This is a genomic window from uncultured Clostridium sp. (genome assembly GCF_900547735.1).
Taxonomy (GTDB): domain Bacteria; phylum Bacillota; class Clostridia; order Lachnospirales; family Lachnospiraceae; genus Otoolea.
The window spans coordinates 1-13,752 of sequence record NZ_URHZ01000112.1 but is presented as its reverse complement, the minus strand read 5'-3'; the positions used below and the strand labels follow the sequence as shown (position 1 = coordinate 13,752).

General features: G+C 50.6%; 12 protein-coding genes and 1 riboswitch. Of the genes, 1 reads left to right on the top strand and 11 read right to left on the bottom strand.

Features of this window, described 5'->3' with window-relative positions:
- Nucleotides 1-102: 102 nt before the first annotated feature.
- The 9 genes from QZT18_RS22145 to QZT18_RS22105 all read right to left on the bottom strand — a co-directional run bounded on the left by QZT18_RS22145 (nucleotide 103) and on the right by QZT18_RS22105 (nucleotide 9,264).
- On the bottom strand, nucleotides 103-756 hold the full coding sequence (locus QZT18_RS22145; RefSeq protein WP_294151630.1) for an HAD family phosphatase: 654 nt from the start codon (nucleotides 754-756) through the stop codon (nucleotides 103-105).
- Nucleotides 753-1,772, bottom strand: coding sequence for a zinc-binding dehydrogenase (locus QZT18_RS22140; protein WP_294151629.1), 1,020 nt, complete (start codon nucleotides 1,770-1,772; stop codon nucleotides 753-755). The genes QZT18_RS22145 and QZT18_RS22140 overlap by 4 nt, the downstream gene beginning before the upstream one ends.
- A 143-nt stretch (nucleotides 1,773-1,915) precedes the next feature.
- Complete coding sequence (locus QZT18_RS22135) at nucleotides 1,916-2,764, bottom strand: SDR family oxidoreductase (RefSeq protein ID WP_294151627.1); 849 nt, start codon at nucleotides 2,762-2,764, stop codon at nucleotides 1,916-1,918.
- Nucleotides 2,765-2,796: 32 nt separating this feature from the next.
- Nucleotides 2,797-4,071: a TRAP transporter large permease gene (locus QZT18_RS22130; protein ID WP_227034007.1), complete on the bottom strand. Its 1,275-nt coding sequence runs from the start codon at nucleotides 4,069-4,071 to the stop codon at nucleotides 2,797-2,799.
- Nucleotides 4,065-4,565, bottom strand: a complete 501-nt coding sequence (locus tag QZT18_RS22125) for a TRAP transporter small permease (protein WP_294151621.1) — start codon at nucleotides 4,563-4,565, stop codon at nucleotides 4,065-4,067. Before QZT18_RS22125 ends, QZT18_RS22130 begins: the two co-directional genes overlap by 7 nt.
- 37 nt (nucleotides 4,566-4,602) lie before the next feature.
- The gene (locus QZT18_RS22120) at nucleotides 4,603-5,691 is read right to left on the bottom strand and encodes a TRAP transporter substrate-binding protein (protein ID WP_294151617.1); all 1,089 of its coding nucleotides are present in this window, start codon (nucleotides 5,689-5,691) and stop codon (nucleotides 4,603-4,605) included.
- Nucleotides 5,692-5,724: 33 nt separating this feature from the next.
- The gene (iolC, locus tag QZT18_RS22115; protein WP_294151614.1) at nucleotides 5,725-6,741 is read right to left on the bottom strand and encodes a 5-dehydro-2-deoxygluconokinase; all 1,017 of its coding nucleotides are present in this window, start codon (nucleotides 6,739-6,741) and stop codon (nucleotides 5,725-5,727) included.
- Between the two features lie 56 nt (nucleotides 6,742-6,797).
- Nucleotides 6,798-7,628 (bottom strand): ketose-bisphosphate aldolase, encoded by an 831-nt coding sequence (locus QZT18_RS22110; RefSeq protein ID WP_366925954.1) that lies wholly within the window; start codon nucleotides 7,626-7,628, stop codon nucleotides 6,798-6,800.
- 481 nt (nucleotides 7,629-8,109) lie between these two features.
- A complete protein-coding gene (locus tag QZT18_RS22105) occupies nucleotides 8,110-9,264 on the bottom strand; it encodes an iron-containing alcohol dehydrogenase (RefSeq protein WP_294151611.1) in 1,155 nt (384 codons plus the stop codon).
- 208 nt (nucleotides 9,265-9,472) lie between these two features.
- Between QZT18_RS22105 and QZT18_RS22100 the strand changes: the two genes are divergently transcribed.
- Entirely contained in the window at nucleotides 9,473-10,243 is a 771-nt protein-coding gene (locus QZT18_RS22100; RefSeq protein ID WP_294151609.1) for a DeoR/GlpR family DNA-binding transcription regulator, read from the top strand.
- Between the two features lie 113 nt (nucleotides 10,244-10,356).
- Here the strand turns inward: QZT18_RS22100 and mgtE are convergent, their stop codons facing one another.
- Together mgtE and brnQ are read right to left on the bottom strand one after the other, a co-directional pair.
- Nucleotides 10,357-11,688, bottom strand: a complete 1,332-nt coding sequence (gene mgtE / locus QZT18_RS22095; RefSeq protein ID WP_125144561.1) for a magnesium transporter — start codon at nucleotides 11,686-11,688, stop codon at nucleotides 10,357-10,359.
- A gap of 246 nt (nucleotides 11,689-11,934) precedes the next feature.
- Nucleotides 11,935-12,102: riboswitch (M-box (ykoK) riboswitch) on the bottom strand.
- Between the two features lie 163 nt (nucleotides 12,103-12,265).
- A complete protein-coding gene (brnQ, locus tag QZT18_RS22090) occupies nucleotides 12,266-13,609 on the bottom strand; it encodes a branched-chain amino acid transport system II carrier protein (RefSeq protein WP_294151605.1) in 1,344 nt (447 codons plus the stop codon).
- Between the last annotated feature and the right edge of the window lie 143 nt (nucleotides 13,610-13,752).

Below are 13,752 nucleotides of genomic sequence, written 5' to 3'. Positions count from 1 at the left end.
TTTTCTGCCCGGATTCCCCACCCGCGACCAAACTCAAGCCGGGACTGAAGACTCACAACCTCCCCTTCACCATCCCGACCCCCGGCCGTCCCGGCGGCGTTCTCATCTCCTCTCAAAAAATCCCCCGGCCTCACCCAGATTCCCAATCACCCGGTAGCATTTTGCCCTGAGCGCATCGTCCGGCCACGTCAAATCCGGCACCATGACGGGAATGCAGCCCGCGCGTGACGCCGCCTCTATCCCGTTTGAGCTGTCCTCGAAGACCATTGTTCTGCTGCAATCCGTGCCCAGGCACTCTGCCGTCCTGATGAAAATGTCCGGCCACGGCTTTGCGTGCTTCACTTCGTCTCCGCAGACTATCACATTAAAACACTCCCGGATACCGGCGTTTTCCAGATTGGACAATGCCGTCTGCCGGCTGCTTCCGGTGGCGACGCCCATGGGGATTCTCTTGTTTTTCAGGGTTTCCAGCAGCCGGTAAAGTCCCGGTTTGACCGGTATTCCCAGTTCCCTTATCCTGTCTTCGACATAACGGAGCCGTATCTGAAGAGCCTGTTCGTAGTCGAAATTCTCGCCGTAGCGCGCTTTAAATTTCCGCTTTGCATCCTCACGGTTGCAGCCCCTTATTCCGGCCACCATCTCTTCGCCGACAGGATACCCAAGTATCCTGCCGGCTCTTTTCCAGCCCTCCAGCCCAAGCCGTTCCGTGTCGAACATCAGGCCGTCCATGTCAAATATTACGCCTTCTATTATCATAATAATGCTATCAGCTTCAGCCAGTCTCCCGGGCAGGCGTCCAGGTGGGCAATCGCCCCCGGCAGTTCCTCAAAGGAAACTGCTTTTGAAATGATGTTGGCCGCCGGAACCCTGCCGGAAGAAATCAGCTCCACCGCCTCCACAAATTCCTTTGTCACTCCGGTCCGCGAACCGACAATCTGCAGCTCTTTTCTTGTAATCACTGCGGTTGGAAGTTCTACCGGCTTATTCGGCCAGCCGGTAAGCGCCACTCTTCCCGTGGACGCTGCATAGTCCAGCGCATTCCTGACTCCGGCCGCGGAACCCGAAACCTCGGATACACATTCCGCCATCCGCCCGCCAGTTATCTCTTTGATATAAGAAACGGCATCATCCGTCATGGAATTCACGGTATGCGTTATCCCCAGGGTCTTTGCCAGTTCCAGCCTCTGATCCACAATATCCACCATAATGGGGATTCCGCCGTAAGCCAGAGCCGCCATCCCCACCAGCATGCCGATGGCCCCGGCTCCGATAATTACGATGTGCTCGCCCTCTTTCAGCTTCAGGCTGTGAACCGCATGAAGCGCAATTACAAGCGGCTCGGTCACGGCCAGCTCCTCCCATGTCATGGAGTCCGGCACCTTCACCATATGACTCAGAGGGTGTGTAAAATATCCGCTCATACTGCCCCCTATCTGAACTCCCAGAACTTTCAGGGATTCACAGCAGTTCGTTCTTCCCTGGGAACAGGGATAACAGGAGCCGCAGTAAAGATACGGGTCCAGGACAACCCGGTCGCCTTTTCTGATCCCGTAGGGATTTCCTTCTTCCACCTCCGTAACAATCCCGGCCGTTTCATGCCCTATCACAAGAGGATATGATACGTTCGGACTCTTTCCCGCATAGGCGTGGACATCGGAACCGCAGACCCCCAGAGCCTTCACCTCGATGACCGCACACCCTTCCCTCCACTCTGCATCCTGAATTTCCGCCACGCGGATTTCTCCCGGCTTATCAATCATGATTGCTTTCATTGTATATTACCTTCCTTTATATCGCCCATTTCACCGTAATGCCCCGCTGAAGTTCCCGTCCGGCATGAAGTTTCCGTCCGTCATCATCACACGCGCTGCCGTGCATGGCAAAATATGTTTTAAGTTCCCTCCGCCCCGGCAGTTTATACACCGCTGTAGGCCGTATATCCTCCGTCCACCGGAAGAATAGCGCCGGTGATAAACGATGCGGCCTCATCATCCAGCAGAAACAGCAGCGCTCCCGACAGCTCTTCCGGTTTCCCCAGACGTTTCATCGGGGTTCCCTCAATAATCTTATTAAGACGCGCGGTCGGAGTCACCCCGTCCTTTTCATAGAACAGCGCCTGTGTCTGGTTGGTAGATAAAAAGCCGGGTGCAATGGCGTTGACGCGTATCGATGTCTCTGCAAAATAGGTGGCAAGCCACTTCGTAAAGTTGCCGACCGCTTCTTTTGCCGCCGCATAGGCCGGGATTTTCGTCAGAGGGAGGAAAGTGTTTACCGATGCAATATTGATAATATTGCATGGTTCTTCTCCAAGCATATCCGCCGCAAATTCCTGGGTTGTCAGAAATGCGCCCGTAAAGTTCAGGTCGAAAACAAACTTCCAGCTCTCTTTATCTATATCAAAGAACGTCTTTTCATGTCCCATCTGGCACTGTCTGAATCCCTCGCTGTCCGTTGTGGCTCTGGGATTGTTGCCGCCTGCCCCGTTGATCAGGATCCGGCATGGACCAAAGGTGCGCGTTACAAGCTCGTGCGCCTCCTTTAAGCTGTCCGCAGACAGAACATCGCATCCGACTGCCAGCGCAGTCCCGCCGTCGGCCACTATCTCATCCGCCACCTTTTCCGCGGCCGCCACGTTAATGTCGAGCACCGCCACTTTGGCGCCTGCCGCCGCCAGCACCTTTGCCATATATCCGCAGATAACGCCTCCGGCCCCCGTAATAACGGCAGTTTTCCCTGCCAGAGATACATTTAATGTAAGTTTCATTCTCTACTCCTCCTCTTTCATTGCATCGGTGATTAGAACAACAGCCTTGGAAGCGCCAGTGAGATCTGGGGAACGAAAATCAGCAGTAGGATCACCACACAGATAATTCCCAGGTACGGCGCAAGATATTGAAGCGCATCCTTCATCTTCGCCTTTGCAATTCCCATGGTAATAAACAGCACGCCTCCGACCGGCGGAGTCACTCCCGCATAGACAAGGGTGATAACCATAATCAGGGCAAACTGGATTGAATCAATTCCATACTGTGCTGCTACCGGCATCAGAATCGGCGCACAGATGATCGTCGCGGACAATGTCTCGATAAACATCCCGACAAAAAGTAAAAACAGAACTAAAAGTATCATGATGATGTATTTATTATCCGTTAAACCGGTGAGGAATGTGATAATCATTTTCGGGAATTTCTCGTAAGCCACAAGCCAGCTGAAGATCGAAGCTCCCGCTACAATCAGAAGGGCCATGCCCGTCATCGAGGCTGCCTTAAGGAAAATCCTCGGAAGATCCCGGTAAGTAAATTCTTTGTATACAAACATGCCGATGATAAGGGCATACACGACTGCAATTGCTCCCGACTCCGTAGGGGTGAATACGCCTGAAACAATTCCGCCGATAATAATGAGGGGCATGATAATTGCCAGTACGCCGTCCTTAATCGCCGTCATCCTCTCCTTAAAGGGAACGCGTTCCCCTCCCTGTATCCCCAGGTGTTTGGCGTAAAAATACGTCACAACCGCAACGCCGAGGCCGATAATCAGTCCCGGAATAACGCCGGCCATAAAGCACTCGCCGATGGAAAGGCCCGTTAAAGAACAGTAGATAATCATCGTCAGGCTGGGCGGGATAATCGGTCCCAGGGAACCGGCGCAGGCCTGGATTACCGCCGCGAGTCCGCGGGGATATCCGTTTTTAAGCATCGAAGGAATCAGCATGGAACCGACGGCAGCCGTATCGGCGGCGGCCGAGCCGGACACTCCGGCAAACAATACGCTGGTTCCGATATCCACCATACCGATACCGCCGGTGATATGGCCTACAAATGCCTTTGCAATATTTACAAGGCGTTTGGAGATGCCGCCCGCCTCCATCAGTTCGCCGGAAAGCATGAAAAAGGGGATTGCCATCAGGCTGAATGAGTTGATGGAGGAAAACAGTTTCTGTGCCACCAGCATGGATGAAATCTTATCATCCATGAAAATCGCAACTACAGAACCAAGGCCGAGTGAAAATGCAATCGGCACCCCCAGCATTAAAAGTACGAAAAACAGTATAAATGCCGTTACTAACATACGCCTGCCTCCTCTCCTTCTTCCTCACGCGTTCCATTCAGATGGACCAGATAATAACTTATCTGCTCAAAAAACATCAGCACGCCGCCAATCGGGATTGCCGCGCATACAACAGCCATGGGCCAGTGCATGATGGGGGAACTCTCCGTCATCTGGGTCTGGCAGACCAGAACGCCGAGATATGTCATACATATAAGAAATACCGCAGACGCCGCGCAGACAATGGTAAACATCACCTTCCAGCTTTTCCCTTTACATGATTCCAGCAGCAAATCAAAACATACGTTTCTTCCTTCCCTGATTGTGATGGAACCTCCCAGGTAAACCAGCCAGACAAATGCAAACCTGGCCAGCTCGTCTGCCCACCGGATCGAAGATCCGGCGACATAACGGGCCACTACCTGGGCAAACACAACTGCAACCACCACCATAAACAGGAACGTTACGATAATATTGGTAATTTTCCGCATTGCTTCTAAAATTTTATTTAACACAGCGTTTCCCCCTTTCCCCGACACTTCCTTCCGTTCACTATTTCAGGCTCTGAATCTTATCATAAACATCCTGCAGGCTGTTATCTGCGATGAACTTCTCAAGGTAAGGGCCTGCCGCTTCTTTAAACGGCGCCAGATCCACCTCAGTAATCTGCACTCCCTCGTCTTCCAGCTTCTTCATGGAGTCCTCAAACAATGTGTCTGTGTACTCCAGGAATTTATCCTGAGCCATCACGGAAGCTTCATCGATAACCTGTTTCTGAGCATCCGAAAGATCGTCGTAGACCTTCTGGCTCATGGAGTATGCGGTGAAGGTAAATACGTGCTTTGTCTGTACGTAGTTCTGGGCAACCTCATAAAACTTCTGTAAATAAACGTATTCCGGATGTCCCTCCAGTCCGTCGGCAACGCCGGTCTGGACAGCGGTATATGCCTCGCCGGACGGGATAACCGTCGGGTTTGCGCCGAATGCTTCAAAGGCGGCAATCGTATGGGGAGCCTCCGGAGTACGCATGATCAGTCCTTTAAATCCGTCAAAACTGTTGACGTTTTTATCCTTTACCAGGGAACTTCTAAAATACAGCGGCTGTATGCTCAGCACGTGGAAACCGCCTTTATCGGACATCTTGCCGCGGATAAAGGAAAGCACCTCCTCATCCTGTACCATTTTAATCGCCTGTTCCCTTGAATCAATCAGATACGGCATATCAAACAAGGCGCCTGCCGGATCATAGTTTGCAAAAAGAGCCGTGTCGGAAAGAGCAATGTCAAGCGTTCCCTGGGACAGGGCCGACAGCGCATCGGCCTGGCCGAACAATTGGCCGTTGGCGTAGATGTCCACCTTCATTTTCCCTCCGCTCAACTGGTTGACCGCATCGGCAAATGCCTCCGCGTAAACATGGTTGGAATCGTCCTCCGAACAGTGATGGGACAGGGTCAACGTCAGCTCCTCCACACCGTCCACCGGCGTTACCTCCGATCCCGTCTGAGACGTTTCCGTCTTTTCCTTATCCTGTTCCGTAGTCTTTGCACCGCCGGATGTCCCGGTGCTGCCTCCGCACGCGGTCAGAGAAACCGCCATAGCCGCTGCCAAAACAATGCCTGTGAATTTTTTCATTTTTCTCATGTCTTTTCTCCTTTTATATTTGACTTTTTATTTTCAGGCTCTCGCCACCATCTCACCATACTCGTCTTTACACTGCCTGATAAAGGCCGTGAGCGCTTCGGCGCTCGGCATATCGGCGCTGCAGGCGTGGCTTGCCACCAGCATGGCCGCTTCGGCGCTGCCCATCTCCAGGCAGTCAATCAGTTCCTTTCCCTCTAAAAGCCCGTACAAAAACGCCGCCGCATAGCCGTCACCGCCGCCAAAGCCTTTTAACGCCTTGACCGGGAACGGTTTGATTGAATAGCTGTTGCCATCGTAGGCATAGGCCGTGGAACCCTCCCTGCCGTGTTTAATAACGACAATTCTTGCCCCCTTTGCGCACCAAGCTTCGGCCGTCTCCACGTCCGTTCTCCCCGGAGCAATCAGACTTTCCGTCAGGTCATATTCCTCGCGTGACCCGAGAATGATATCTGCCTGGGATGCAACCGCCGAGTAGTAAATCGCAATCTCATCATGGTTCTTCCAGTTGTAAGCCCTGTAATCGATATCGAAAATAACGGGAACCTGATTTTTCTTAGCCAGGGAAACTGCCTTTAACGCCGCCTCCCGGGAAGGTGAAGCCGCCAGCGCCGTTCCGGAAATCAGAATTGCTTTTGCGCTCTTTATGTATTCTTCATCAATGTCCTCCACGCTGAGTTGAAGATCCGCAATACAGTTGCGGTACATTAGAATACTGCTTTCCGTCGGGCTGAGGATCTCGGTAAACGTAAGCCCCAGCTTTTCACCATTCCGGCATCTTGAAATATGGGAGGTGTCAATTCCCTCATTTTCAAAATACCGTTCTACGAAAGTGCCGAACTGGTCATCGGATACCTTTGAAAAAAATCCAATCTTTTTTCCCAGTCTTGCCATTCCCACCGCGATGTTGGCAGGGGATCCGCCCACGTACTTTTTAAATGTCTCACTCTCATAAAGCGGTTTGTTATAATCCAGAGGGTTAAAGTCAATCGCAACGCGTCCTAAAAGGATTAAATCATATTTCTTGCTCTCATCAAATGTAACATACTTCATTTTCTTCTCCTCCCGCCTTCCGGCACGCCTGTAATATCTGAATCCGGCGCCGGCGCTTATTGATTATTAAATACTGAGATGCACCTTTTTACATTGTTGTATACATAGCGCACCATCTGTTCATTCAGTTCAAAATAATTGTGTTCTCCGTTTCCGGCCAGATAATCGGCCGCTCCTTTTGTCATGGCGTCAAAATTGGCCGTGGCAATATTGATTTTACGGATTCCGCAGTGAATCGCTTCCCGGAACTGCTCATCCGTGATTCCCGTGCCTCCATGCAGCACCAGAGGTATCTCCACTCTGCCCGCGATATCTCGGAGCACATCAAAATTCAGCTTTGGGATTCCCCTGTAATGGCCGTGGGCATTGCCGATTGCGATCGCCAGGGCATCCATCTTCGCCTCATGGGCAAATCTCTCCGCCTCCGCCGCATCCGTATACAGGACCTGATGCTCTCCGTCGCCCTCATTTCCTCCTACCACTCCCAGCTCCGCTTCCACCGTGGCGCCGTATGGTCCGGCCGCCTCCGCTATCAGATTGGTGAGACGGATATTCTCTTCAAGCGGCCCGTCGGAACCGTCAAACATAACGGAGGTAAATCCGTAATCCAGCGTTTTCTTTATCATCTCCGGTGACTTTCCGTGATCCAGATGGACGGCGATTCTGACTCCGGCCGTCCTGGCAGCCTCCACCATCATGGGGGCAATGTATTCGACCGGTGAATACCCCATCCTCTTTTCCGCAACCTGCAGGATTACCGGTGTATCCATCTCCTCCGCCGCCTGGATCACTCCCATTACGCTTTCCATATTGGCAACATTAAAGCCGCCGACGGCTCTTCCGTTCTCATCTGCCTCCGCCAGCAATTCTTTCATCGTGCATATCACAATTTCCCCTCCTGTTCTCTCCCGATTGTTTCTTTCACTTTTTGTCCTGCTTTCTCCTTCTGCTCTTCCGGCAGAGTCGCATCGTTTCTTTTCCATGTCTTCTTGACATTTTATGATGTGTTCTTGATTTATTTATTGTTATTTTATGATTTAATGTTAGCATCTTCTTAACTTTCAGTCAATAGTCATTTACATTTTTATTAATTATGCAGATTTTTCGCATGTTTTATTGTGCATTTTGTATAAGCATTTTTATTGACGCTCGTAAAACACACCGCGCCATCACGGAAAAAAGCGTTCCGGGCAAAAAAAGAACAGCTTCTGCCTGCCGGGTTCCCTGAGTAATGTAACCTTCCGGGTCCGGCAGACAGAGTCTGTTCTGCTTCTGTATATCTGTTCTGCTTCTGTGTATAAATATATAATGGTTCCTATTCTGGTCTTATATTCCGCTCTTATATTCCGCTCTTATATTCCAGTCTTGTTAATCCCATAGCCTCCTGTAAATATTTTTCAAATCCTCCGCATTCAATTCCTTCCTCGTATTGGACGGACTTCCGCTGATCATTGCATCCTCAGCCATCTTGCCGATGGAGGAAAAGAAAAGTTCTCTGTCGATTCCATACTCCTCCAGAGTTGGTATCTCCAGTGTGCGGCAAAGTTCCTCCACCGCGTTTAAAAATGCGTGTGCGGCATCCATGTCGGAGTCCTGCTCCCCGGCGGCGCCGATGGCCCGTCCCAGTTCTCCAAACCTTTCATAGGTTCCGTCCAGCACAAAATCAAAACACTCTTTTATCAGCATGGCATTGGAAATACCGTGTGGTACATGGAACAGCGCTCCGATCGGCCGGCTCATTCCATGGACCACGGTCACGGATGCATTGTTAAAGGCAACGCCTGCCTCCAAAGCCGCCGTCGCCATCTGCACTCTGGCCTCCACATCCTTCCCGTTCCTGAAAGCGGCCGGCAGATACCGGAAGATCCTTTTGACGGCCGAGATTGCAAATACATCGGACAGCAGATTCGCCTTTTTGGAGGTATACGCCTCCGCGGCATGCGTCAGGGCGTCGAGCCCCGTAGCCGCCGTAATCTTTGGCGGAGCCGTCATCGTAAACTGCGGATCCACAATGGCCAGAGACGGCATGATGTCCGCTCCCTTTAACAGCATTTTGACGTCATTCTCCGTATCCGCAATAATTGTAAACTGGGTGGCCTCGGAACCGGTCCCCGCCGTGGTTGGTATGGCCACCATCGGGGCGGCATCCGCCTTAATCTCTTTTCCCATCAAATCTGAAATTTTTCCGCCCAACACGGCAAGGACAGCCACCGCCTTCATCGTGTCGAGGGCGCTGCCGCCTCCCAGGGCAATCAGGAAGTCGCAGGCTGCTTCTTTATAAACTGCCAATCCGGCTTCCACCATCCGGTCCGTCGGTTCACCGGTGATGCCGTCATAAATTTCATACTTCACCCCTGCTTTTTCCAGGACATTTTCCAGAACTTTTACATTTCCCAGTTCTACCATCACCCGATCCGTCACAATCAGAGCCTTTTCCCCCATCCCCTTCAGATGCCCCGCCGCCTCATAAAGCGCATGTTCCCCCATTATTACCTGCCTCGGCATTATAAATTGATTTGCCATTCATTTCTCCTCCTTGTTAGTTTTTGGTTCATTCATGATTCCTTTAGTGTTATTTCATTTGTACTTTTATTATATCTTAGCATTCAAACATGGTATGTCAATAGTTTTTGGTGTTATTTTGAAATTTTATTGTGTTTTTTTATTATTTTCCTTGTGTTTTGTTTGTATTCTGGTTATAATTAACTCAAGAAAATAAGGAGCTATAAGTATGAGAGTTGAACGACTTAATGAAATTGAACGATATATTTTAGAAAACGGCTCTGTCACCAGCGACAGGCTCTGCGAAATTTTCCGTATTTCCAAGAACACGCTGCTGAGGGATCTGAATATTTTGTCCGAGAAGGGAACCATCAAGAAGGTGTATGGAGGGGTCACCGCCATGCATCCGCCTTTTTCCGTAAAGGAACTGCTTCCCTTCAATGACAGGGATACGAAAAACATAGATTTGAAAAACAGGATTGCCGGACAGGCTGCCATCCACATTCAGCCCGGGGATACCATTTTTGTGGACACCGGTACTTCGACCTTAAGTATCCTGAGCTATATTACCAACATACAGGGACTGACGATTATCACAAACAGCGTCCAGTTCATGTACCGTGTGCTGAATTTCCCCAATATCAATGTGATTGCCCTTCCCGGCGTACTGAACCACAACACCGCATCGCTTGTAGGCGTACCCTGCATCAACAGTTTGAGCACCTACAATATCAGCAAGGCTTTTATGGCCTGTACCGCTGCCTCCCTGCAGAGCGGGGTGACGAACGCAACCTCCGAAGAATACGAGGTTAAAAAAGTCGCAATGGCCCAGAGCCTGGAACATATTCTTTTAATCGACCATACAAAGTTTAACCAGACCTCCCTGATGACCTATTCGCAGCTTAAGGATTTCGACCTGATTATCACGGATAAACTGCCCGAAAACGATTATATTGAGTATTTTAAAACCCACCGGGTGACATTGGAAATCGCTGAATAGGGCGTAATTTCCTACGAATCAAAAAGGACTTCGTTTCAATGAATCTCCCTCAAGCTTCAGATTTAGATTCTGATGCATGAAGGCCCCCTCATTGAAACGAAGTCCTTTCTATATTACAGATTAAACATCCTGGTAGCCACGGTAAAATAAATGGCAATCGAGCAGGTATCCACCAGCGTCGTGATAATCGGCGAGGCCATAATAGCCGGATCCAGTTTCACTCTCTTTGCCAGCAGCGGCAGGATACAGCCGATGATCTTGGAAATAATAACCGTGCCAATCAGTGAAACGCTGACAGCGACGGCCAGCCTCATATCGCGGTACATCAGGAAAATTCTCAGTCCATTGGCCGCAGCCAGTATCACGCCGACAATCAGCGAGATTCTGAACTCCTTGTACATCACCCTGAAAATGTCCTTAAACTTTATCTCATCCAGTGCAATTCCCCTGATAACAAGAGTCGCGCTCTGGGAACCGCAGTTTCCGCCCGTATCCATCAGCATCGGTATAAACGCCACCAGAAGCGGCACCACGGAGATCGCGTCCTCATATCTGGTGAGCAGTGTTCCCGTCATCGTTGCCGACAGCATCAGGACCAGCAGCCAGACAATTCTGTTTTTCGCATGCTGGAGCACGGAGGTGTCAAAATACGATTTCTCGCTTGGATTCATGGCCGCCATCTTCGTGATATCCTCGGTAGCCTCGTCCACGGCGACATCCCAGGCGTCGTCAACCGTTACGATTCCGACCATCCGCTCCTCCGTATCAAGCACCGGAATCGCCAGCAGGTCATATCTGGAAAATAATCTGGCAACCTCCTCCTGGTCCGTGTGGGTGTAGACGGAGATAATATCCGTCTCCATCAGTTCCTCTATCTTCATGTCGTCGTCCATCGTCATCAGATCTTTGGCCGAAACAATACCCGTCAGTTTTCTGTTTTCAAGCACGTAGCATGTGTAGATAGTCTCCTTGTGGATTCCCGTTTTCTTGATGTGGGCCAGAGCCTGAGCCACCGTGTTCTCTTTTCTCAGATCCACGTATTCGGTCGTCATAATACTGCCCGCGCTGTCCTGCGGGTAATTTAAGAGCACGTTAATCTGCGCCCGCTTCTCCCCGTCCACCGTTTCCAGAATCTGAGTCACGAGGTTGGCGGGAAGTTCCTCCAGCATATCCACCGTATCATCCATGTACAGATCGTCCAGAAGCTCTTTCAGCTCCTTGTCCGTGAACATCTGCACCAGATGCGGCTGCATTGTGTTATTCATATTCGAAAACACATCGGCCGCCTTCTCCTTGGGAATCAGGCGGAAGGCCGTCGCCATATCCTTATCATCCAGCTCTTCCAGCAGGGACGCAATGTCCACCGCGTTCATCACATCCAGAATACTGCGGACTGCTTTGTATTCCCTCTTTGCCATAAGTTCCATAAAAATATCTCTGTTCATTGTTCAGTCCTCTCTTTCTTCTATTTTGTTTTTCTGTCTGATGAAGCACCCGGTACATACACGAGTGATAATTGCCTCCGGCATCCATTACGTCTCACCTGCCTTTCCTTTTCTATAATTTTTAATCTATATGGAATCCCGCCTGCGGAATCGGAATTACTGACAACGAAAAACCCGCTGCCATACGTAGCAGCGGGATCCCATTATCTGAAATTTTCCATTCCGGCCTATCCGTTTTACCGGATTCCGGAACTGCAACGTACAAGCTTTAGTATCACAGGGCAATAGCATTGCATTAGGTGATGCCTTTACGACATCTCCTGCTAACCAGCGCGTTGTGTCTCCACAAATTTGCGGCAGCAATCTTAGGAATATTCCAAATCCCTGTGGTAACCTCACCTACCGAAGTTTCCATATATTCTGTTTTATGATATGACCATTCTGCCAAAACGTTACCGGAACTTAAATCCTAACGTCCCATCCGTCTCCACGGCAGCTTAAGTCTGTCGTATTATACAACCATGCCGCCGCCCTGTCAACACCTTCAGAACAACTTTACATAATTTTCCCAGTATCTTTACACTTCACCGTCCGGATTGTCAGACTCTGCTTCCCTGTTCTTTCCGCCGAATATCAGGCCGAGGGCCATCCCTGCTGCGGCCGGTATCATCCAGCCAAGTCCCAGCCCATAACCCGGCAGAAATGAGGCGGCCTTTGTTATCCCTGGAATCGGGAGTTTCGTCTGCTCCAGTGCATAAATGATGCTGACAACGGCAGTCAGAGAGATTGCCCAGGGATACATTCCCTTTCCGCGTCCCATCCCCCGGTTCATAAACGACAGGACAATCAGCACGATTGCAACCGGATAGATTGCATTCAGCACCGGCACGGAAAATGCCAGTATCCGGTCCAGGCCTGCATTGGCAATCACGACGCTGGTCACGGCAAACAGAATCACCCAGGCATGGTAGCCAATCCGCGGAATCAGTGATGAAAAATATTTACTGCAGCAGCTTAAAAGTCCGATGCAGGTATTCAGACAGGCAATAAAGAAAATGATGCCGAGCAGGACAGCCCCTGCATTTCCATAGAATTTACCGGCGGCAAAGGTCAGAATCCTGGCGCCGTTGTCCAGTCCTGCCGCATCCGCCTGTACCTGCCCTCCCACATAGGAGAGCGCAGCATAGACAAGAGCCAGCAGAATTCCGGCCACTATACCGCTTTGAATCGTCGTTTTCACAACCTGGCTGTCTTCCTTTACCCCAAGCGCCCTGATGTTAAGGGCAATCACAATGCCAAAATTCAGAGCCGCAATCGTGTCCATGGTCTGATACCCCTCCAGGAAACCGGTGACAGCCGCCGCCCCGTTATAAGCTCCGGCCGGTCCGCCCGTAACGGGCTGATGGTGAAAAACACTTCCCGCAAACATGATAAAAATCAGGAACAGAAGTGTCGGGCAGAGTATCTTTCCCAGCCTGTCCGTCAGCCGATCCGGGTTAAATGCCATAATTGCCGCGATGGCAAAAAATACAATGGAGTAGATGAGCTGTCCCGCCGCTTTGCCGCTTTCTCCCACCAGAGGCAGCAGCGTCATTTCAAATGAGGTGCTGGCTGTCCTGGGAATTGCCAGGCAGGGACCGATCGATAAATATATCAGGATGGTAAACACCAGGGCAAAGACCGGATGAACGCGCCCCGCCAGCCTGGAAAGCCCGCCCGAACGCGCAACCGCAATGACGCCGAGCACGGGAAGTCCCACCGCACTCACCAGAAATCCTGCTGCCGCCGGCACAATCGCCGTTCCAGCCTGTACTGCCAAAAAAGGCGGAAAAATCAGATTTCCCGCTCCAAAAAACATGGAAAAAAGTGTCAGTCCCACTATCAGAACTTTTCTCCCGTTTAAAGTTCCCTCTCTGTCCATAAATATAGTTCTCCCGTATTATAATCTTAAGTCATAGCAGACATAAAAATAGTTTATACCGAAATTGAGATTTTTACAAGGCAAAGAGGGGGATTTAGTTGAGATGCGAGGACGCCTCTGTAAGACGGCGGACGGGGGAGTGG